This window comes from Kitasatospora sp. HPM-01-4 (assembly GCF_051374625.1).
In the GTDB taxonomy this organism is placed as follows: domain Bacteria; phylum Actinomycetota; class Actinomycetes; order Streptomycetales; family Streptomycetaceae; genus Kitasatospora.
On sequence record NZ_JBPQGP010000005.1, the window covers coordinates 7,369,954 to 7,389,102 of the forward strand.

Genomic DNA, 19,149 nt, shown 5'->3' on the forward strand with positions numbered 1-19,149 from the left:
ATGCGTCGCCTGTCGTGCCGCCCCTGTTTGTACCCATCTCCGCCCGATTTGTCACATCTGGACTCGAATGTCACCCAGAGTGTCACTAATTGTGCACAGTGCTAGCAATTCACCCCGGTGGCGGCCGCTCAAGTTTATCCGGCTCCGTTCACCAGACCGGCCGCGGGCGCACCGAAGCGGCGTCCTTCGTCAGCTCGACCACCGATCCCGCGACCGGGCCCCCGTCCACGGCCGCCTCCGCCGGTGCGGGTGTCTGTGCGGGAGCCGTCGCGGGCGCCTCGGGGGACGCCGCCCCGGCCCCGGTGTCCCGGTGCGGCAGCAGGGCGATCACCGCGTCCCGCAGCCCGGCCGGTGCCTCCTCGTCCAGCGGGTCCACGGTGGCCGGGACCTGGAGCCGTACGGGTGCCGCCGTGCCGAGCCGGGCGTAGCCGCGTCCGGGCGGCATCTGCGCGGCGGGTGCGATGTCCAGGGGGACGCCCAGCGCCAGCTGGGCCAGGTCGGCGCCGGCCGGGCCCAGCACCACGCGGGCCCTGGTGGTGGCCCACACGGTGGCGGAGAGCCGGTCCCGCGCCTGGAGGTCGTCGGCGATCACCACCGTCACCCGGGCGGCCCGGCCCTGCCGCAGCGGGACCTCCAGCAGGTCCTGCGGGTCGAGGCGGCCCTCCGCGTGCGCGAGTTCGCTCAGCTCGGTGGGGTGGTCGAGCAGCAGCCAGAGCGGGCGGGTGACGTCCTCGGGAGGGGTGACGCCGTGGTGGCGGGCGGTGTTGAGGGCGGCGATCCGGCGCTCGGTCTCCCCGGCGGCCCACTCCAGCGCGGCCAGCGCGCCGTGCAGGCTGGTCTCCACGGTGTGCACGCCGGGGCGGTTCACCAGGCAGGCGTGCTCGCCGGTGCCCGCGCCGTCGATCAGCATCAGGTCGCCGTACGGCAGTGCCTGGAGCGCGATCGAGCGGATCAGCGTGGAGGTCCCCTGGCCGGCCGTGCCGAGGGCCAGCAGGTGCGGCTCGGCGGAGCGGGGGCCGGTCCGCCAGATCACCGGCGGCTGCTGGGAGGTGCCGCCGCCCCGGTGCACCGGGATGGTGCGGTGGCTGCCGAGTTCGTCCGTGAAGCCGAGCACGATCTCGCCGGGTGTGGTGACGAAGGGCTGGGCGGCGATGTCGGTGGGCAGCGGGGCGAGGGTGGTGACCCGCAGCCGGTTGGACTCCTCGTCCCAGTCGAAGCGGTACTCCCTGGCCCGGCCGGCCTTGCCCTGGATCACCTGCTCGATCCTGGCCCGGGCGGTCGGCTCGGTGTCGGTGAAGTAGGCCGGATAGGCCAGGTCGAGGTCGGTGAGGCGGCCCTCGGCGTCGAACTCCCAGGCGCTGAAGGCCGACCTGTAGTGTCCGCCCAGGCTGTAGAGCGGGCAGGGCTCGTCCAGTCCGCCCAGGTAGGGGGTGAGCGCGGCGTACAGGGCGGTCAGCTTGACGTCTGCGACGTCCGGCCGGGGTGCGGCGGGGGCGGCCCTGGGGGCGCGGCCGACCCAGGCGGCACTGGCCATCAGGGCGATCAGGGCGACCAGCGGGCCGTGCGGCAGCAGGTAGATCCCGGTGAGGATCGCCGCGGACAGGAAGAGGGTGGGGCCCCGGTGGTCCTTCGGGGTGGCCGCCCACCGGCCCCTGGCCCAGTCGGCGTGGGCGCGCAGTCCGCGCCCGATCACGGTCAGCGGGGCGAACATGTCGGAGGCGAAGTCGCCTGCCGAGCGGGCGAGATCGCGGCCTCGGTTGAAATGGCGGGTGAGGGACATTCCTGACTCCCCGGGCGGATGGGACAAGCGGGACGGTGGCAGAAAGGCCCGGGGCGGTGGGATCCGCGCCCGGGCCGTGACTCGGGGCCGGTCAGAACTTGATGCCGCTCAGCAGGCTGGCCAGACTCGCGCCGCCCGCCGTGATGCTCGGGGCGATCGAGGAACCCGCGATGTAGAAGCCGAAGAGGGCGCAGACCAGGGCGTGCGAGATCTTGAGGCCATCCCGCCGGAAGAAGAGGAATGCGATGGTGCCGAACAGGACGATGCCGGAAATCGAGAGGATCACGTGCTCTGCTCCTCGGTGAGGGGGGACAGGGGACGGCGCGAAGGGCGTTACCGAAAGCGAACTAATCGTGACAAAAAGTAATAGATGATGGAACGAGGCAAACGGGTGTTGTTGGCGCTCGGGTGAGCATCGGATGTATACGACCGACCCGCTGCTCAGGCAGGGAACTCCGCTCTCTCGGGTCCCCAGCGCGCCCGGCCCCGCGCGCATCCGCCAGGAAAAATCCACTCGAACGGATGCGTTACATCCGCTCTGGCGTGCCATCCGCTACGGTGCCGTACGACACTGCACCGGATCCGAAAGGGACGTCATGACCGACTCCGCTTCGCAGACTCCGCAGGACCCGCAGGCCGGCCAGGCGCCGGACGACGAGGTGATCGAGCTCGCGCGCAGGCTGTTCGACGCCGCCCGTACCGGCGACACGGCGCTGCTCGCCGGATACCTGGATGCCGGCGCCCCCGCCGACCTCACCAACGACCGGGGCGACACCCTGATCATGCTCGCCGCCTACCACGGCCACGCGGAGACCGTCGAGACCCTGCTGGCCCACGGCGGCGACCCGAACCGGATCAACGACCGGGGCCAGAGCCCGCTGGCCGGGGCCGTGTTCAAGGGCGAGGAGAAGGTGATCGCCGCACTGCTGGCCGGCGGCGCCGACCCGCGGGCCGGCGCTCCGTCCGCCGTGGACACCGCCCGGATGTTCGGCAAGGACGAGCTGGTGGCCCGCTTCGAGGGCCGCTGACCCCGGGCCCGAGCCGGGGCGGCGGCGACGTAGGCTTGCCGGTCATGGAGATACGCGCCACCGGTTACGGCCACCCTGACGCCGTACGGCTGTCCGAAGAGGTCCAGCAGGAGTACGTCCGCCGCTACGGCGACGTGGACGTGACCGTCATGCACCCGGACCACTTCGAGCCGCCGGCCGGGATCTTCGTGGTCGGCTACCTCGACGGGGAGCCGGTCGCCTGCGGCGGCTGGCGGGCCAAGGAGGAGGACGGCGCCGGGGTGTGCCGCGGCGACGCGGAACTCAAGCGGATGTACGTCGCGCCGTCCGCCCGCGGCCGGGGCCTGGCCCGCGCGGTGCTGCGCCACCTGGAGCGGGCCGCCGTCGAGGCCGGCCGCACCCGGCTGATCCTGGAGAGCGGCACCGAGCAGCCCGAGGCGCTGGCGCTGTACGCCTCCGAGGGGTACGAGACGATCACCAAGTTCGGTGTCTACAAGGACCATCCGCAGAGCATCTGCATGGGCAAGTCGCTTGTGGGCGCCGAGGTCTGACGCTCCGTCATGGAGGTGCGGGCCCGGGGGCGTCCGGGCCCGCACCTCCGTGATCAGGGTGTCAGGCGGTGCAGGTCGCGCGGGAAGAGCGTGGCGCGCCGCACGTTGTCGGCCCCGGTGAGCCGGGCCGTCCAGCGTTCGAGGCCGAGGGCGAAGCCGCCGTGCGGGGGCATCCCGTGGGCGAAGGCCTGGAGGTAGCTCTCGTACGGCTCGGCGGGTTCGCCGCGTGCCGCCAGGGCGGCCAGGTAGTCCTCGTGGCGGTGCAGCCGCTGGCCGCCGGTGACCAGTTCCAGGCCGCGGAAGAGCAGGTCGAAGCTGTTGGAGTAGGCCGGTCTGGCCGGGTCCGGGTGGGTGTAGAACGGGCGCTTCGCCATCGGGTAGCCGACCACGAAGAGGAACTCGCTGCCGTGCTCCCGCAGTGCCCACTCGCTGAGCCGGCGTTCGTGGGCGGGCGCGAGGTCCGGTTCGTCCGCGCCCAGCATCCGCATCGCCTCCGCGAAGTGGACGCTGGGGATCTCGGCGGGTACCTCGGGCAGCTTCACCGGCAGCGACTCCACCGCCTCGGAGGCGCGTTCGGCGACCGAGGCGGTCATCCCGGCAACCGCCTCGCGCACCACGGCCATCACGTCGCGGTGGTCGGTGATGAAGCCCAACTCGGCGTCCAGGCTGGTGTACTGGGCGAGGTGGCGGGCGGTGTCGTGCGGCTCGGCGCGGAACACCGGGCCGGTCTCGTAGACCCGCTCGAAGACACCGACCATGGTCTGCTTGAAGAACTGCGGGGACTGCGCCAGATACGCCGTGCTGCCGAACCAGTCCAGCCTGAAGACGTTCGCGCCGGACTCGGTGGCCGAGGAGACCACCTTGGGAGTCTGGATCTCGGTGAACCCGAGGCCGTCGAGGGCCGCCCGGAAGCCGGCCACCGAGGCGGCGGAGATCCGGTGGACGGCGGCCAGCCTCGGATGCCGCAGGGTGACGGGAGCGGTGTCCAGGATCACCGGCAGGGCGGCCGGGACCACCGGCCGGAACAGGCTGACCGGCGGCGGGGCGGCGAGGCCGGACAGTAGGGTGATCTCGGGTGCGGTGAGCTCCACACCGCCGGGGGCCTGGGAGTTGGCGGTGACCGTGGCCCGGATGCGGAGCACGGTCTCCTCGGGGAAGTCCACGCCGGTTCCGGCCACCACCTGGGCCAGCCCGGAGCGGTCCCGGATCACCAGGAAGGTCACGGACTTCAGTCCCCGGCGGCGGTGCAGCCAGCCGGAGATCTCGACGGTTTCGCCCACGTGGCCGGGGAGTTCGGCGGCCAGTACGCGGGTGGTTCGGTGGATCATCGCTGCCCTCCAGGGGCGTCGTCATGATCCCTTCGGAGTGCGGGCGAGAAGGGGAACTCGCGGTGCCACCGCACTTGCGCCGCCGCCGGGGCCGCGGCCTCATCGCGGCCCGGTGACGGGGGCCGGCCGGCGAGGCATTTCCTCCTCGCACTCAGGAGTGTCTTCCCGCCGGGACGTGAGGCCGCCTTCCCAGCTGCCGGCGGCTCTCTGTGCTCACGTGGATCCCGGAGGTACTCGTCTCCCTCAACGTGTTGCCGGAGAGGCTACGGCTGACGTCCGTGGACCGCAACAGGGTTCATCCGGACGTCAGCCGTACGGCGGGCGGGCGGCCGTGCCGGGACCGTTCGGGCGCCGGCAGGGCGGAGCCGGGCTCCCGGAGGGCCGTCGCCTCAGCCCCCGACGGTCTGGCGGACCACGGCGGTGAACTGCTCGCCGGTGATCGGGGCGCCCTGGGAGTCGAAGAGCTCCAGCGGCTTGCCGTCGAGCCTGACCGTCGGGGTGCCGGTCACCCCGCTGTTGTTGAAGGCGGTGGCGACCTTGACCGCCCAGGGGCGGTAGGTGCCCTCGGTGACGGCCTTGGTGAACGCGTCGGTCTTCAGGCCCGGAACCTTGTCGGCCAGTTCGAGGATGTGGTTCACGTCGCCGAAGCCGTCCACCTTCTCCTCGGGCTGGTTGGCGTACAGCACGTCGTGGAACTGCTTGAACTTCTCGGGGCCGCCCTCGTTGAGGGCCGCGCCGACGGCGGCCAGCGCGGTCTTGGAGCCCTGCCCGCCGAGGTTGTCGTCGAGGAAGGCCGCCAGGTGGTACTCGATCTTGTACGTGCCGTCGTCGGCCAGCTGCTGGACGGCCTTGCCCGCAGAGCCCTCGAAGATCCTGCAGACCGGGCAGCGGAAGTCCTCGAACACCTGGAGAGTGTGCGGGGCGTCGGCCTTGCCGTAGACGATCACGGTGCCGTTCTGGCCCGAGGTGTTGGCCGGGGTGGTCACCGCGGCGGAGGCCGAGGCGGTGTCGGAGGCGGTGGCGTGGCTGCCGCCGTCGCTCGAGGCGGTGAGGATGAGGGCGGTCGCGGCGGCGGCCAGGGCGAGGACGCCGACGGCCGAGCCGGCGACTATGGCCCGGCGGCGGACGGTGGCGGTGCGGGCCTCGCGCAGCTGGGCCTCGCGCAGGCGCTCGCGGGGGGTGGGCCGGTGGGGCTGCTGGGTGCTCATGGTGATCGTCGACTCCTGGGAGCGGGGCAGGGCGCGGTGCCGATCGGGCGGGGCGCCGGACCGGTGTCGCGGGTGTGGCCTGACGGGCCTGCCCGATGGGGTGGGTGAGGAAGGAAGCTGACGGACTGTCAGTTTTGGCGCGCGCCGGGTGAGTCGGGGACGGCGGCCCGGGTGGGCCGCGGTCCCGGCGGGATCCGGGTGGCGGACGCCGTCAGCTGGTGAGGGCGAACACCGGGGCCGGCGGGCCGCGCCGGGGCGCGGGGGTGAGCACCACATCCGCGCGGCGGGGGCGGGAGTTCTCGGCTCCGGGGCCCGGTGCGAGCGAGGCCGGGCAGTTCGGCAGCGGCGCGGACGCCAGCAGCGCTTGCAGCCGGGTGGTGAGCAGTTCGCCGAGCGCGCGTTTGGCCTCGGCCAGATCGTGCAGCGCCGCCTCGCCGAGCCGGAGCCAGAGCGCGGCGGCGAAGGCGAGCAGCACGTGCACCATCAGTACCAGCGCCTGGGCCGTGCCCGGGGCGCTCGCGGTGAGGAAGGACTCCTTGACCGAACTCCCGCCGCAGACCAGCAGGTCGACCCCGCGCGAGGGCGCGGAGCAGGCGTCCTGGCCGAGGTTGAAGGCGGTGTTCAGCAGCAGTTCGACCGGTACCAGGACCGCCGAGATGTGCAGGAAGCGCCGCTCGCCGCCGCAGGCGGGCAGTGCGACCAGGAAGACGGCCGCCGTTGCGACCGCCACCAGGCTGAGCGGCAACGGCTGTCCGGTGATCATGACTTGGCCGAGTGCGGACAGCGGAACGGCGAGCGCGGTGAACACCGCCGCTCGCAGAGCCCTGGTCGCCTGGCCGTCAGTCATGGTGCTTCGGAGTATGTCACGGGGGTGTCGCTTCGCACGAAGACGGTTCGGGAGGGTGCGGGGTCCGGAGTTCGACGGTGACGGCCGGCCCGGTGGGAGAGGGGTGCGGTCGAACGTTCTTTGCAGGTCAAGCCCCTTGGTTCGCAGATGAGTTCGGATGCGATCACTCACGAGGGCGACCGTGCGGCAGCGGACGGGTGATCCGCTGCCGGGCCGCTGCGGCCGGATGGACAATCGGCCGATGGACGATCCTCCCGACTGTCCGCCCGACATTCCGTGGCCGCCCTACATCCCATGGCCACCTGACATCCCGTGGCCGCCCCTGCTCGTATGCCCGACGCCCGAGCCGCCGTGCCCGCACCCTCCGCATCCCTCGCCACCGCCGACACCGATGCCGACACCGACACCGACACCGACACCGACACCGACACCGACAACACCGCCGCCACCGTCGCCGACGCCCTCCCCGGTGCCTTCGCCGTCCGTGTCGCCGAGTCCGGTGCGGCCGCATCCCTCGCCCACGCCCGCCCCGACGGCCGCCAGGAGCTCGGCGGCGGCCGTACCGCACGCGAAGAAGCCCTCCGCGCCACCCAGGGCGGAACCGAGCCCCGTCCACAGCGTTCTGCCGACACCGTCACCGGTGGTGACCTCCGCCGTGGCCGTGCCGCCACCGCCACCCCCACCGGCGGCCGCACCGCACCTCGATCCGGTGGTGTGGACGGCGGTCGTCCTGGTCACCGTCCTGCTCCCGGCCGCGCTGGCCGCCATCGGACACTCGTTCCCCGTCATCCGGAGCCGCAGTTGAACCCCATCCCGATCATCGGCGCCGCCGCGGCCGCCACCGTCGCGCTCGGCAGCCTCGCCGTCGCCCAGCGCCTGCGTCCCGAACCGTCCCCGGGCGGAGAGGAGGACTCGCCGCACCCCGCGCTCTCCAGCATCGGCGCGGGCCTGCTCTCCGGTTTCGTGCTGCTCACCGGCTTCCTGGTGGCCTCCGGCTGGGCCGCGCGCACCACCGACGTGGTCCCGCCGACCGGGCTGTACGTCGCCGACGGCGCCGCCGCGATCGCCGTACTGCTCTATCCGTCGCTCGCCGCCCTGCCGTTCACCGCCCGGCACGCCACCGCCGTGGCCTTCTTCGGCGCACTCGTCGGCTACACGCTCTCGCTGGCGGTGCAGCTGCGGCCGTAGCCCCGGCATCTGGCGCACCCGCACGCGACGGGGTCCCGGTCTTCGGGCCGGGACCCCGTCGCGTGCGGCCGCGCCGGTGGGCGAGGGCCACCGGCTGTGGCGGCCGGTGCACGCTGAAGTCGCTGCCCGCGAGCCGAGGCGACGGTCGGTCTTAACCTGGAAGCCCAGCAGGAGCTGGCAGCCCGGGAGAAGGCGGAGCGCATGCCGCACACGGCAGTTCGGACGGCGGGGCCCCTGCTGCAGGCCCGGATCGCCGAGCAGGCCGAGGTCCTGGCCGGCCTGGAACCGGAGGTCCGGGCCGACGCGCCGGACGCGGTGCACCGGATGAGGGTCGCCAGTCGCCGGCTGCGCGCCGCACTGCGCCCGTACGGCCGTCCGCTCGCCGGCACCGGAGACGAACTGCGCTGGCTCGCCGGCTGCCTCGGGCAGGCCAGGGACACCGAGGTGCTCGGTGAACTGCTGATCGCCCAGGCCCGCGGACTTCCCGCCGAGTGCGGGCCCGAGGCCCTGGTGGCGGCGCTTGAGAGCTGGTGGCGGGAGAGGTACCGGCGCGCCTGGCCCGCGGTGCCGGCCGCTCTCGACAGCCCCCGTTACGCCGCGCTGCTCGATGCGCTGCGGGAGTTGGCGGCGGGGCCGCCTGCCGCCGGGCTGCCCACCATCGGGGAGGTGGCGAGGCGGGAGCAGCGCCGGACCGCGTCCAGGCTCGAGGCGGCCCGGCAGGCGGCCCCCGGGGAGGAGACCGACCTGGCGCTGCACGAGGCGCGGAAGGCCGCGAAGTGGGCCAGGTACGCGGGGGAGACGGCCGGTGGCCAGGGGGAGCGGTTCACGGCACGGATGAAGGCGCTGCAGGAGGTGCTGGGGGAGCACCAGGACAGCGTGGTGGCGCGGGCCGCCCTGCGGGAGCTGGCCTCAGGGGCCGGGGCGGGGCAGGGGTTCGGGTACGGGGTGTTGTACGGCGGGCAACTGGCCGTGGCCGAACGGGCGCTGGAGCGGTTGCCGGAGGTGTGGCGCCAGGCGCGGAAGCCGCCGGGGTTCGAGTAGGAGCGGCTCGGCGGCCTGGACGGCCGTCCGCCGCTGTCGCCTCCGTGCCCGCGCCGATCCGCTAGCGGGTCCGCAGACCGGCGGCGTGCGCGGCGTCCGCGAGGAGCCGGCGCAGCATGGCGGTGGTCAGGCGGCCGGTGTTGGTGTTGCGCGGGCTCACGTGGTAGCAGCCGAAGAGCTCCACGGACGGGCCGCCGTCGGTGGCCGGGAGCAGTACGCGGGCGCCGTGGCCGAACACCGGGCGAGGCCGGGGCACCTCCCAGCCGGCGGCGGACAGCGCGGGCAGCAGCGACTGCCAGGCGAAGCCGCCGAGGGCGACCACGGATCGTATCGTCGGCCGCATGAAGGCCAACTCGCGGGCCAGCCAAGGCCCGCAGGTGTCCCGTTCGGTGACGGACGGCTTGTTGTCGGGCGGTGCGCAGCGGACCGGGTCGGTGATCCGGACGCCGTAGAGCTCCAGGCCGTCGTCGCGGCTGACGGAGGTCGGCTGGGAGGCCAGGCCGATGTCGTACAGGGCGGCGTAGAGCAGGTCTCCGGAGGGGTCGCCGGTGAAGATCCGGCCGGTCCGGTTGCCGCCGTGGGCGGCCGGGGCGAGGCCGACCAGGACGAGGGCGGCGTCACGCGGGCCGAAGCCGGGGACCGGGCGGCCCCAGTACTCCCAGTCCTGGTAAGCGCGGCGCTTGACCCGGGCCGCCTCCTCGCGCCAGCCGACCAGCCGCGGGCAGGCCCGGCAGTGGGTGACCGCTTCGTCCAGCTCGGCGAGGGAGTGCACGGAGTCGGCCGGATGCCGTGACGGCGGGAGCGCGGCGGCGGTCATGCGGCGAATCCTATGCGGAGCGCGGGGCGCTGCGGGCTGCGGTGATCGCCCCGGGCCCGGGCGGAGTAGCGTGGTACGGGTCAGCGCTAAATCGGGTAGGCCGAGGTGACGGCGATGCTCATCGTTGACGCGATACTGGCTGCGGCCGGTGTGCTGGGTGTGTGGGCGGGGCTCAGCATCCGGGTGGTGCAGCAGTTCCAGCGCGGCGTGGTGTTCCGGTTCGGCCGGGTGCGACAGCACATCAGGCAGCCGGGCCTGGTGATGCTGATGCCGGTGGCGGACCGGATGACCAAGGTGAACGTGCAGATCGTCACCATGCCGATCCCGGCGCAGGAGGGCATCACCCGGGACAACGTCACGGTGCGGGTGGACGCCGTCGTCTACTTCAACGTGGAGGACCCGGTTCGGGCCGCGGTCAATGTGCAGGACTACAAGTTCGCGATCTCCCAGGTCGCGCAGACCTCACTGCGTTCGATCATCGGCAAGAGCGAGCTGGACGACCTGCTGGCCAACCGCGAGCCGATCAACCAGGGTCTGGAGCTGATGCTGGACAGTCCGGCGCTGGGCTGGGGCATCCACATCGACCGGGTGGAGATCAAGGACGTCGCCCTGCCGGAGTCGATGAAGCGCTCGATCGCCCGGCAGGCGGAGGCCGAGCGCGAGCGGCGGGCGCGGATCATCACGGCGGACGGCGAGTACCAGGCCTCGACACGGTTGTCCGAGGCGGCCACGATCATGAGCGAGGCACCGGCCGCGCTGGAACTGCGGCTGCTGCAGACGGTGGTGGAGGTCGCGGCGGAGAAGAACTCGACGCTGGTCCTGCCCTTCCCGGTGGAACTGCTGCGTTTCCTGGACAACGCGAGCAGGATCAGGGACAGGACCTCGACAGGGGGCGGGGAGGAGAAGAAGGGCGGTGGCGCGGCGGCCGCCGGGCCCGAGCTGCCGGCGCCGCCGCCCACGGCGCGCGAGGTGGAACAGCTGGAACTGCCTTCGCTGGACGAGGTGCTCGCGGACTCCCCACCGCCTGAGGCCGTCTCGCCCGAGGCCGTCTCGCCCGAGGCCGTCTCCCTCGACCGGCTGTCCGCCGAAGCCGTCGAACCCTCCGAGGGGCCCGCCGGACCCGACGGCTCGGTGCCGTCCGCCGATCCGGGGCAGGCCGGCGAGGAGCGGGCGGCGAAGTAGGACCGACCCCGGTGGCGGCGTCAGGGGGCCCGGACCACGATGGAGTAACAGGGCTCTGCACTCACGGCAGGAGGCCGGACAATGACCACCGCAAAAGACATCATGCACTCCGGTGCCGAGTGCGTCCGGGAGCACGAGACCCTCGCCGAGGCGGCCCGGATCATGAAGGAACGCGATGTCGGCGCACTGCCGATCTGCGGGGAGAACCAGAAGCTGCTGGGCATCATCACCGACCGGGACATCGTGCTGAGGTGCGTCGCCGACGGCCTGGACCCGGAGCGCACCACCGCGGGTCAACTCGCCCTGGGGCGGCCGCTGGTGGTGGAGGCGGACGAGGACGTCGAACAGGTGCTGGAGGTCATGGAGGAACACCGGATCCGCCGGCTACCGGTGATCAACCACCCCGAGCACAAGCTGGTCGGCATGATCAGTGAGGCCGACATCGCCCGTGGCCTGCCGCAGGAGCGGGTGGCCGAGTTCGTCACGGCGGTGTGCGGGGAGAAGGTGTGAGGGGAATGGCCTGACGGGGCGGGGCGGCAGGAGGAGCCGGGGACGGCGACCGCTCCGTCCCGCCTGCCCGGCCCGGTCCGGGTGGTGGTGCCTGCGGGGCCGGGTCAGCTCAGGGCCGTGGTGGGCCGCGGCGGGGGCGGTGCGCCGAACTCGTTCAGGGCCTCGTCGACGATCGCGTTCAGCCGGGCGTGGTGCGCACCCCGCCAGTACGCCTGTCCGCAGTCGGTGCACTGCGCGAACGTGTCGTAGGAGCGCTCGGTGCCGTCCTTCAGCTGTCCGTACACCGACTCCTTGGCAGCCGTTCGGAGCGTTCCGTTGCAGGCGGTGCACCTGGTCCAGGGCGCGAGCGTGGGGGCGAACCGGGAGAGCACGTCCCGCAGTTGGTCGGCGGGGCGGTGGCTGTAGATGTACGCGCCGGCCCAGATCTCGCGCCGCCTCAGCAGGCCCCGGTCGCGCGAGAGCAGTACCCGCTGCTCCGCGGCGGACCGCGCGGCCAGCGCCGCGTCACCGATGTCGGGATTCTCGTAGGCGGCGTCGATGCCGAGCAGCCGCAGCCGCCTGGCGAGTGTCCCGAGGTGGACGTCGAGCAGGTACCGGGCCGGGCCCGCGAGCTGCTGCGGCCTGGCCACGGCCCGTACCGAGATCTCCTGCCCGCCCCTGGGGACGTGCGAGGCGCGCACCGGCCGGCCGTCCGCGAGCAGCGCGCCGACCTCGGTGAGGGGGACCCCGAGCGACTCCACGACGTGCCCGAGGGTCGAGGCGCCGTCGGTGCGTACCGCCGATCGCCCCGCCCGTTGCGCGGCGGCGAGGAACACGTGCAGCTCAGGAGCGAAACTGAGCCAGATCTCCGGTCTGTCCACGCGGCCAGCATGCCAGCGGACCACCGGCCGCTGCCAGCGTTTTCCCGCCGGGCCGCAGCTCGCGGGCGGGCTGTGCCCGGCACCCGGCCCCACGGCGTCGGCGGGGACGGGCGGCTCTCCCCTGAGCCCTTTCCGCAAAGAGTTGCGGAATGATTCTGCAAATTCTTGCCAGTCATCGGTTCGGCTGCTTGACTCACCTGTCATCAACCGCAGTTGACGGTTGGTCCGACGGGATGGGCCGGTCCGATCAGGGCCGGAGAGGAGCACCGATGAGCACCGAGACCGACGTCCTCGTCCTGGGAGGGGCCGGCGTCGACACGGTCGTGTACGTACCCGAGCTGCCGGTTCCGTTCGCCGACAGCCACATGGTGCCCGGGATCGAGATGCGGGCGGGCCAGACCGGGGACTTCGTGGCCCTGGGTGTGAGCGCGCTCGGGCTGCGCACGCACCATCTCGACATGATCGGCGACGATCCCCAGGGTGAGCTGGTCCGGGCGCTGCACCGCGACCGGGGCATCGCGCTCACCGAGGTCCCCCTGCCCGGCGGCACCAGGCGCGCGGTGAACCTCGTCGGTCCCGACGGGCGCCGGCTGTCGCTGTACGACGACAGCCGCTCGCAGCCGGCGGACCGGCTGCCCGAGGCGACGGTCCGGGCGCTGGCCTCGGTGAGCCGGCACGCCCACGTCTCCATCACCCACCCCTGTGCCCACGCCCTCCCGGTGCTGCGCGAGGCGGGGGTGACCATCTCGACCGACCTGCACAACTGGGACGGCGACAACGCCTACCACGAGCCCTTCGCCTACCAGGCCGACCTGGTCTTCGTGTCCACCACCGCCCTGGCGGACCCGGAGCGGACCATGCGGCGGATCGCCGAGCGGGGCCGGGCCCGGGTGGTGGTGGCGACCGCCGGAGCCGAAGGCGCGTTCCTGCTGGCCGACGGCGAACTGACGCATGTACCGGCCGTGACGCCGCCCGCGCCGGTGGTGGACTCCAACGGCGCCGGCGACGCCTTCGCCTCGGGCTTCCTGTTCGGCTGGCTGGCCGGGGAGCCGCTGCGGCGCTGCGGCCGGTACGGAGCGATCGCCGGAGCCTTCGCCTGCGCCGTGCCGGGGACCCGGACCGATGTCATCAGTCGGAGCGAACTCCTCGCCCGGGCAGCCGAGTTGGAGTCGGAACCGGTGGCCGGTCGGTCCGGTGGCACCGAGCCGGTCGGGGAGCCCGTATAGCGGGCGGCGGCCACGACGTCGTCCTCGGCGGGGAAGCGGCGGGCCCCGCACCGGCGGAGGCGGCCCCGGCCGTCGTAGCCGCCGAACGGCCGTGCCCGCGCTCCGCCGCGACCGGGGCCGCTCTCACCGGTCGGAGAGGACTGCCGCCAGCTCCTGCGCGAGGCGTTCCCGGTTCGCCGGGGTCACCTGGATGAGCTCGACGTCGGCACGTCGCCTGAGGGCGTCGGTGAACGGGTCGTGGTGCGCGTGGACGGTGGCCACCACATCGGCGTCGGCTTCGAACAGGGCCCGTACGGCGTCCCGGAACGCGACGCTGCTCAGCTCCATCCGGCCGAGCTCGTCGACGAGTACGAGCGGCCGGGGAGAGCGGGCCTTCGACGCCTGCTCCAGACACGGTACGGCGAGCCGTTCCATGACGTCCGTGTCGACGCCGTAGCGCCCGACCCGCGGCGGCCCGGGGAAGTCGACGTGAGCGAGCACCTCTCGCTCGCCCGTCAGCGTCTCCAGCGTGAAACCGACCCGGGTGCCGCCCTGCCGGATCTCCTCGGTGGTGAAGCCGACGGCACCACGGGGACCGAGCAGCGCGGCGAGGCGGCGCAGCACGGTCGTCTTGCCGACGCCGGGGCGCCCTTCCAGCAGGATCCTCATCGGCATCTCGGGCTCCGCATCTACGGTCCGCCGTGAGCCCCTCGGCCACACGCCACAGCGCGGCCGGCCCGTCCCGGCCGGCGGTGCGGACCTTCTCGTCCCAGGTTCGCACCGCGGGGCCACGGCGGCGAGGGGGCCGCACCGGAGCGCGGTTCAGGCCCGCGCCGCGCAGCGGAAGCCGATGTTGCCGGTGGAGGTCTCCGGGGTGTTGGGCATCCTGGCACTGACCCGGTAGCGACGGCAGTAGGAGGCGTGGCACAGGTAGGAACCGCCGCGCAGGGCCCGGGCGGTGCCGGTGGGCGGGCCGGCCGGGTTCGCCCGGGGGCCGCTCGCGTGCCAGGTGGGGTGGAACCAGTCGGCGGTCCACTCCCAGACGTTCCCGGTCATGTTGTACAGGCCGTAGCCGTTCGGCGGGAACGCGTCCACCGGGCAGGTGCCGAGGTAGCCGTCCGCCAGGGTGTTGAGGGTGGGGAACTCGCCGTTCCAGACGTTCATCCGGTGCCGGCCGCCCGGCCGCAGGTCCCCGCCCCAGGGGAAGGGCTCGCCGTCCAGTCCGCCGCGCGCGGCGTACTCCCACTCGGCCTCGGTGGGCAGCCGCAGGCCGGCCCACGCGCAGTACGCGGCGGCGTCGTTCCAGGAGACGTGCACCACCGGGTGGTCCTCACGCCGCGCCAGGTGGGACTGCGGGCCCTCGGGGTGGCGCCAGTCGGCTCCGGGGACCTCCCGCCACCACGGTGCGGCCGCCACCGCCCTGGTGGGCGGGAAGTCGTCGGGCAGCAGCCCGCCGAAGACGAAGGAGGCCCCGTACCGCTCGGCGTCACTGACGTGCCCGGTGGCATCGGCGAAGGAGCGGAACTGCGCGTTGGTCACACACCGCGCCGCGATGGCGAACGGGTCGACGCGGACCCGCCGTACCGGCCCCTCACCGTCCTGCGGGTAGGCCGACGCGTCCTCGCTGCCCATGGTGAACCAGCCGCCGTCCAGCCGGACCGTCTCCTGCCGGGTGCGGGCACCGGGCGCACCCGCCGTGGACGCGGGGAGCGGCCGGGGCGGGTCGCCGCCGCGGCCCGGCGTGCAGCAGGCAGGGGTGTCGGATGTCATGGCGCGCTCCGCCCTTCTCCGGGTCTCGGGCCGTCACCTCCCGCCGGGGAGCCGACTGCCGGTTCACCCACCGGTCTGCCGCCCCCGGACGCGCGCCGCAACCCGGGCGCGCCGGTCCGGGTGAGGCCAGCCGTTGCCGACACCTCCTCAGGCCCATACGCTGGAATCCGGTCCACCGCACATCGGACACGGGTGCTACGCCGCCGGTCGGCGCACCGACGCGGCCCGGACGATCCGGTGCTGCCCGCGGCGGGCTCTGACGGGTACGCCCGTACCGGGTCGGCGGCTGCGGAGTCGCGGCGGTACTCGTCGGAACCGGATCAGGCCGTCCGTGATCACCCTCAACCATGCCGCCGGTCAAGTGACATTTCCCAACTCGACCGCCCGGGTGAGTCGTTGAGCAGCGGCCGCCGGTGTCCTGACTACGCGTGAGGTGCCTCGGCCGCGCGGTCGGCGAGGCCCGAAACCGGACGGTGCGTGAGGAGGCAACCCCATGCCCAAGCCATTCCGAGGTGTCGTCAACCTCGACATCCGCGACTCCGTCCCGGACTGGGGCCCCTACGAGCAGCCGAAGGCCAGAGGCGGGACACCGAACGTCCTCTACATCGTGCTCGACGACGTGGGCTACGGCGCCATGAGCTGCTACGGCGGTCCGATCGAGACACCGAACATCGACAGGATCGCCGCGAAGGGCCTTCGCTACGCGCAGTGGCACACCACCGCGCTCTGTTCGCCCACCCGCTCCTGCCTGCTGACCGGCCGCAACCACACGGTCAACGGCATGGCGTGCATCAGCGAGGCCGCGGTCGGCTTCCCGGGTGCGAACGGCCATGTCCCCCCGCAGTGCGCCACCCTCGCCGAGATGCTGGTCGACCAGGGCTTCAGCACCGCGATGGTCGGCAAGTGGCACCTGTGCGCCGAGGACGAGATGAACCTGGCCTCCACCAAGCGGGACTGGCCGCTCGGCCGCGGTTTCGAGCGCTTCTACGGCTTCCTGGGCGCCGAGACCAGCCAGTACTACCCCAACCTCGTCCATGACAACCACCCCGTCGAGCAGCCCGCCACGCCCGAGGAGGGCTACCACTTCAGCGTCGACATCACCGACAAGGCCATCCAGTACATCGACGACGTCAAGGCCATCACCCCCGACCGGCCGGTCTTCCTGTACTACGCTCCCGGCTGCGCCCATGCCCCGCACCAGGTGCCCAGGGAGTGGGTCGAGCGCTACCGGGGGCGCTTCGACGCCGGGTACGAGGAGATCCGCCGCCAGACCCTGGAACGGCAGAAGCGGCTGGGCCTGCTCCCGCAGAACACCGAGATGCCGCCCGTCAACCCGATCGGCACCCCAGAGACCCGCAGCGGCCCGGAGGGACAGCCCTTCCCGGCCCTGGACTACACCCGGCCGTGGGACACCCTGAACGACGACGAGAAGCGGCTGTTCGCCCGGATGGCCGAGACCTACGCGGGCTTCCTCACCCACTGCGACGACCAGATCGGCCGGCTGCTCGCCTACCTGGAGGAGATCGAGCAGCTGGACAACACCATCATCGTGGTGGTCTCCGACAACGGCGCCAGCGGCGAGGGCGGCCCCAACGGCTCGGTCAACGAGAACAACATCGCCAACAGCATGCCCGACGACCTGGCCCAGAACATGGCCCTGCTGGACGACCTGGGCAGCACCAGGACCTACAACCACTACCCGAACGGCTGGGCGATGGCCTTCAACGCCCCGTTCAAGATGTGGAAGCGCTACTCCTTCAACGGCGGCATCTGCGACCCGTGCGTCATCTCCTGGCCGAACGGCATCAAGGCCCACGGTGAGCTCCGCGAGCAGTACCACCACGCGATCGACATCGTGCCGACCCTGCTGGACTGCCTGGGAGTCGAACAGCCCGACACGGTCAAGGGCTACACCCAGCACCCCATCCAGGGCATCAGCATGCGCTACAGCTTCGACACCGGAACCATCCCGACCGCCAAGCACACCCAGTTCTACTCGATGCTCGGCACCCGGGGTATCTGGCACGACGGGTGGAAGGCCGTCACCACCCACCCCGCCATCAGCGGCTGGGGCCGGTTCAGCGAGGACACCTGGGAGCTCTACCACACCGACCAGGACCGCTCCGAGATGCACGACCTCGCCGAGCAGGAGCCCGGCAAGCTCGCCGAGCTCATCGGCCTGTGGTACCACGAGGCCGGCGCCAACCAGGCGTACCCGCTCGACGACCGCTCCGCCGTCGAGATCCTCACCACCCCGCGCCCGCAGATGACGGCGCCGCGCAACCGCTATGTGTACCGCCCCGGCGGCTCCGAGGTGTCGGAGTCGGCCAGCCCGAGCGTCCGCAACCGTTCGTACGTGGTCGGAGCCGCGGTCGACCTGCCGGAACCGGGCGCGTCCGGGGTGCTGTTCGCGCAGGGCAGCCGGTTCGGCGGCCACGCGCTGTACGTCAAGGACAACCGGCTGCACTACGTCTACAACTTCCTCGGCAGGGAGATACAGCACCTCAGTGCCACCGAGGACCTGCCGACCGGTCAGAACCTGATTCTGGCGGCCTCGTTCGACCGGGAGGGGGAGGACGGCCCCGGTATCGCCCGCGGCACCCTCAGCCTCTACTACGGCGCGCGCAAGGTCGGCGAGCGGAGCATCAGGACCCAGCCCGGCAAGTTCGGCATCGCGGGTGAGGGCCTCAACGTCGGCTGCGACCGGGGCGATCCCGTCACCGACGACTACCCCGGCACCGCCCCCTGGGCCTTCACCGGAGGAACCCTCAAGCGGGTCGCGGTCGACCTCAGCGGCGAACCGTACGTCGACCTGGAACGCGAAGCCGCCGCCATGCTCTCCCGGGACTGACACGCGTACGACGCACCGCGGACCGGGCCGGAACGCCGGCTCCGCGGTGCGAGCGCGCCGTGGGCCGGTCGGACTGGGCCGACCGAGTGGCAGGGAGCACCGGCCCGGCGCCACCGCTTGCGTGGCCGGACGGGGTAACCCATGATCGGCCGTGACGGACCGTCGTCAACCGACGACGCCGGTATTCACCCTCCCGGTCATTCCAGGCCCCCGTAGTGCCACGGGCGTCGGCCCGCCCCCGGGAGCGGCCACCGGACTGAGGCCCTCCGCACGGATGCGAACGACCGGCAGGTACACCCGCCGGCGGTGGTTCCGAGCCGAGCGGGTGCCTGGGTACGAGAGGAGAAGAGAAGGCATGCCCGGAGACTTCGGCAGAACCCGGTGGAAGCGTTTCGCCTGCGTGCTGGCACCGAGCATGGTCGCCGCCGCGGCGGTCACGGTCAGCCTGGCCCAGGGAGCGCTGGCGGCCTCGTTCTTCATCTCCGGCCAGGAGTTCAAGATCTTCGCGAGGTCGCTGACCGGTGAGGGCCTGAGCCTGTACGGCATGGTGGACACGACCCGCAGCGGGGAGCACATCCCGGTCCTGGTCACGGGGGTCGAGCGGGCGTCGATCAAAGGGCTGTGCCAGTCCCTGGTCGTTCCGATCCCGCTCCTCGGCCCGTTCACGCTCAGGCTCACCTCGGCCGAGGACGGCACCCCGGCCAGGGCGAAGGACCTCTTCCTGGACATCACGGTCCTGAGTGCCGGCCAGGCCTCCCTCCACAACGTCGACATCGGCATCGCGGCGGGCTCACTCACCACCGGTGACGTCAACCCGGGCGACCGGCGCTCGCCGTTCTTCGACCCCAACGGCTTCGCGGCGCAGTCCACCGCCGCGACGCTGACCGACGTACGTGCGACCGGGGTGGCCGGTTCGGCCGCCACCCTGGACCTGCCCGGGACACGCCTGACGCTCAAACCAGGCACGCACGAGTGCTTCTGAGACTGCGGCGGAGAAGTGGGCA

18 protein-coding genes are annotated in these 19,149 nt (G+C 72.6%); 9 read left to right on the forward strand and 9 right to left on the reverse strand.

Annotated features, from left to right (window positions below; translation table 11 throughout):
• Nucleotides 1-148: 148 nt before the first annotated feature.
• Together ACSMTC_RS32180 and ACSMTC_RS32185 are read right to left on the reverse strand one after the other, a co-directional pair.
• A complete protein-coding gene (locus ACSMTC_RS32180) occupies nt 149-1,780 on the reverse strand; it encodes a P-loop NTPase family protein (protein WP_436563249.1) in 1,632 nt (543 codons plus the stop codon).
• A gap of 91 nt (nt 1,781-1,871) precedes the next feature.
• Nucleotides 1,872-2,066: a hypothetical protein gene (locus ACSMTC_RS32185; protein ID WP_436563250.1), complete on the reverse strand. Its 195-nt coding sequence runs from the start codon at nt 2,064-2,066 to the stop codon at nt 1,872-1,874.
• Between the two features lie 310 nt (nt 2,067-2,376).
• On the opposite strand from ACSMTC_RS32185, the gene ACSMTC_RS32190 reads away from it, so the two are divergent.
• On the forward strand, nt 2,377-2,808 hold the full coding sequence (locus tag ACSMTC_RS32190; protein ID WP_436563251.1) for an ankyrin repeat domain-containing protein: 432 nt from the start codon (nt 2,377-2,379) through the stop codon (nt 2,806-2,808).
• Nucleotides 2,809-2,852: 44 nt separating this feature from the next.
• Nucleotides 2,853-3,338 (forward strand): GNAT family N-acetyltransferase, encoded by a 486-nt coding sequence (locus ACSMTC_RS32195; protein WP_436563252.1) that lies wholly within the window; start codon nt 2,853-2,855, stop codon nt 3,336-3,338.
• Between the two features lie 53 nt (nt 3,339-3,391).
• Here ACSMTC_RS32195 and aspS read toward each other — a convergent pair whose 3' ends face one another.
• The 3 genes from aspS to ACSMTC_RS32210 all read right to left on the reverse strand — a co-directional run bounded on the left by aspS (nt 3,392) and on the right by ACSMTC_RS32210 (nt 6,721).
• Nucleotides 3,392-4,666, reverse strand: coding sequence for an aspartate--tRNA(Asn) ligase (gene aspS / locus ACSMTC_RS32200; protein WP_436563253.1), 1,275 nt, complete (start codon nt 4,664-4,666; stop codon nt 3,392-3,394).
• A 389-nt stretch (nt 4,667-5,055) separates the two neighbouring features.
• Nucleotides 5,056-5,874, reverse strand: coding sequence for a DsbA family protein (locus ACSMTC_RS32205; protein WP_436563254.1), 819 nt, complete (start codon nt 5,872-5,874; stop codon nt 5,056-5,058).
• Nucleotides 5,875-6,085: 211 nt separating this feature from the next.
• Nucleotides 6,086-6,721, reverse strand: coding sequence for a hypothetical protein (locus tag ACSMTC_RS32210; protein WP_436563255.1), 636 nt, complete (start codon nt 6,719-6,721; stop codon nt 6,086-6,088).
• A 330-nt stretch (nt 6,722-7,051) separates the two neighbouring features.
• Between ACSMTC_RS32210 and ACSMTC_RS32215 the strand changes: the two genes are divergently transcribed.
• Nucleotides 7,052-7,909 carry a hypothetical protein gene (locus ACSMTC_RS32215; protein ID WP_436563256.1) on the forward strand — a complete coding sequence of 286 codons (858 nt, stop codon included), beginning with the start codon at nt 7,052-7,054 and terminating at the stop codon, nt 7,907-7,909.
• Nucleotides 7,910-8,110: 201 nt separating this feature from the next.
• Nucleotides 8,111-8,950: a CHAD domain-containing protein gene (locus ACSMTC_RS32220; protein ID WP_436563257.1), complete on the forward strand. Its 840-nt coding sequence runs from the start codon at nt 8,111-8,113 to the stop codon at nt 8,948-8,950.
• Nucleotides 8,951-9,011: 61 nt separating this feature from the next.
• Here ACSMTC_RS32220 and ACSMTC_RS32225 read toward each other — a convergent pair whose 3' ends face one another.
• On the reverse strand, nt 9,012-9,767 hold the full coding sequence (locus ACSMTC_RS32225; RefSeq protein ID WP_436563258.1) for a uracil-DNA glycosylase: 756 nt from the start codon (nt 9,765-9,767) through the stop codon (nt 9,012-9,014).
• Between the two features lie 114 nt (nt 9,768-9,881).
• Here ACSMTC_RS32225 and ACSMTC_RS32230 point away from each other — a divergent pair, with 114 nt between their 5' ends.
• A complete protein-coding gene (locus ACSMTC_RS32230) occupies nt 9,882-10,949 on the forward strand; it encodes an SPFH domain-containing protein (RefSeq protein ID WP_436563259.1) in 1,068 nt (355 codons plus the stop codon).
• Nucleotides 10,950-11,030: 81 nt separating this feature from the next.
• Nucleotides 11,031-11,459 carry a CBS domain-containing protein gene (locus ACSMTC_RS32235; RefSeq protein WP_436563260.1) on the forward strand — a complete coding sequence of 143 codons (429 nt, stop codon included), beginning with the start codon at nt 11,031-11,033 and terminating at the stop codon, nt 11,457-11,459.
• A gap of 104 nt (nt 11,460-11,563) precedes the next feature.
• Here the strand turns inward: ACSMTC_RS32235 and ACSMTC_RS32240 are convergent, their stop codons facing one another.
• Entirely contained in the window at nt 11,564-12,319 is a 756-nt protein-coding gene (locus tag ACSMTC_RS32240) for a Mut7-C RNAse domain-containing protein (RefSeq protein ID WP_436563261.1), read from the reverse strand.
• 269 nt (nt 12,320-12,588) lie between these two features.
• Here ACSMTC_RS32240 and ACSMTC_RS32245 point away from each other — a divergent pair, with 269 nt between their 5' ends.
• Nucleotides 12,589-13,545, forward strand: a complete 957-nt coding sequence (locus tag ACSMTC_RS32245; RefSeq protein WP_436563262.1) for an adenosine kinase — start codon at nt 12,589-12,591, stop codon at nt 13,543-13,545.
• 123 nt (nt 13,546-13,668) lie between these two features.
• Here ACSMTC_RS32245 and ACSMTC_RS32250 read toward each other — a convergent pair whose 3' ends face one another.
• Together ACSMTC_RS32250 and ACSMTC_RS32255 are read right to left on the reverse strand one after the other, a co-directional pair.
• A complete protein-coding gene (locus ACSMTC_RS32250) occupies nt 13,669-14,199 on the reverse strand; it encodes an NTPase (RefSeq protein WP_436563263.1) in 531 nt (176 codons plus the stop codon).
• A 147-nt stretch (nt 14,200-14,346) separates the two neighbouring features.
• Nucleotides 14,347-15,294 carry a formylglycine-generating enzyme family protein gene (locus ACSMTC_RS32255; protein WP_436563264.1) on the reverse strand — a complete coding sequence of 316 codons (948 nt, stop codon included), beginning with the start codon at nt 15,292-15,294 and terminating at the stop codon, nt 14,347-14,349.
• 493 nt (nt 15,295-15,787) lie between these two features.
• Between ACSMTC_RS32255 and ACSMTC_RS32260 the strand changes: the two genes are divergently transcribed.
• Nucleotides 15,788-18,145 (forward strand): arylsulfatase, encoded by a 2,358-nt coding sequence (locus ACSMTC_RS32260; RefSeq protein WP_436563265.1) that lies wholly within the window; start codon nt 15,788-15,790, stop codon nt 18,143-18,145.
• Nucleotides 18,146-18,500: 355 nt separating this feature from the next.
• Nucleotides 18,501-19,127: a DUF6230 family protein gene (locus ACSMTC_RS32265; protein WP_436563266.1), complete on the forward strand. Its 627-nt coding sequence runs from the start codon at nt 18,501-18,503 to the stop codon at nt 19,125-19,127.
• Nucleotides 19,128-19,149 lie beyond the last annotated feature (22 nt).

Coding starts and splice junctions, on each gene's coding strand:
- ACSMTC_RS32215 (WP_436563256.1), top strand. CDS start 7,052: ATGCCCGACGCCCGAGCCGCCGTGCCCGCACCCTCCGCATCCCTCGCC.
- ACSMTC_RS32180 (WP_436563249.1), bottom strand. CDS start 1,780: ATGTCCCTCACCCGCCATTTCAACCGAGGCCGCGATCTCGCCCGCTCG.
- ACSMTC_RS32265 (WP_436563266.1), top strand. CDS start 18,501: ATGCCCGGAGACTTCGGCAGAACCCGGTGGAAGCGTTTCGCCTGCGTG.
- ACSMTC_RS32220 (WP_436563257.1), top strand. CDS start 8,111: ATGCCGCACACGGCAGTTCGGACGGCGGGGCCCCTGCTGCAGGCCCGG.
- ACSMTC_RS32250 (WP_436563263.1), bottom strand. CDS start 14,199: ATGCCGATGAGGATCCTGCTGGAAGGGCGCCCCGGCGTCGGCAAGACG.
- ACSMTC_RS32205 (WP_436563254.1), bottom strand. CDS start 5,874: ATGAGCACCCAGCAGCCCCACCGGCCCACCCCCCGCGAGCGCCTGCGC.
- ACSMTC_RS32210 (WP_436563255.1), bottom strand. CDS start 6,721: ATGACTGACGGCCAGGCGACCAGGGCTCTGCGAGCGGCGGTGTTCACC.
- ACSMTC_RS32255 (WP_436563264.1), bottom strand. CDS start 15,294: ATGACATCCGACACCCCTGCCTGCTGCACGCCGGGCCGCGGCGGCGAC.
- ACSMTC_RS32225 (WP_436563258.1), bottom strand. CDS start 9,767: ATGACCGCCGCCGCGCTCCCGCCGTCACGGCATCCGGCCGACTCCGTG.
- ACSMTC_RS32245 (WP_436563262.1), top strand. CDS start 12,589: ATGAGCACCGAGACCGACGTCCTCGTCCTGGGAGGGGCCGGCGTCGAC.
- ACSMTC_RS32260 (WP_436563265.1), top strand. CDS start 15,788: ATGCCCAAGCCATTCCGAGGTGTCGTCAACCTCGACATCCGCGACTCC.
- ACSMTC_RS32235 (WP_436563260.1), top strand. CDS start 11,031: ATGACCACCGCAAAAGACATCATGCACTCCGGTGCCGAGTGCGTCCGG.
- ACSMTC_RS32190 (WP_436563251.1), top strand. CDS start 2,377: ATGACCGACTCCGCTTCGCAGACTCCGCAGGACCCGCAGGCCGGCCAG.
- ACSMTC_RS32230 (WP_436563259.1), top strand. CDS start 9,882: ATGCTCATCGTTGACGCGATACTGGCTGCGGCCGGTGTGCTGGGTGTG.
- aspS (WP_436563253.1), bottom strand. CDS start 4,666: ATGATCCACCGAACCACCCGCGTACTGGCCGCCGAACTCCCCGGCCAC.
- ACSMTC_RS32195 (WP_436563252.1), top strand. CDS start 2,853: ATGGAGATACGCGCCACCGGTTACGGCCACCCTGACGCCGTACGGCTG.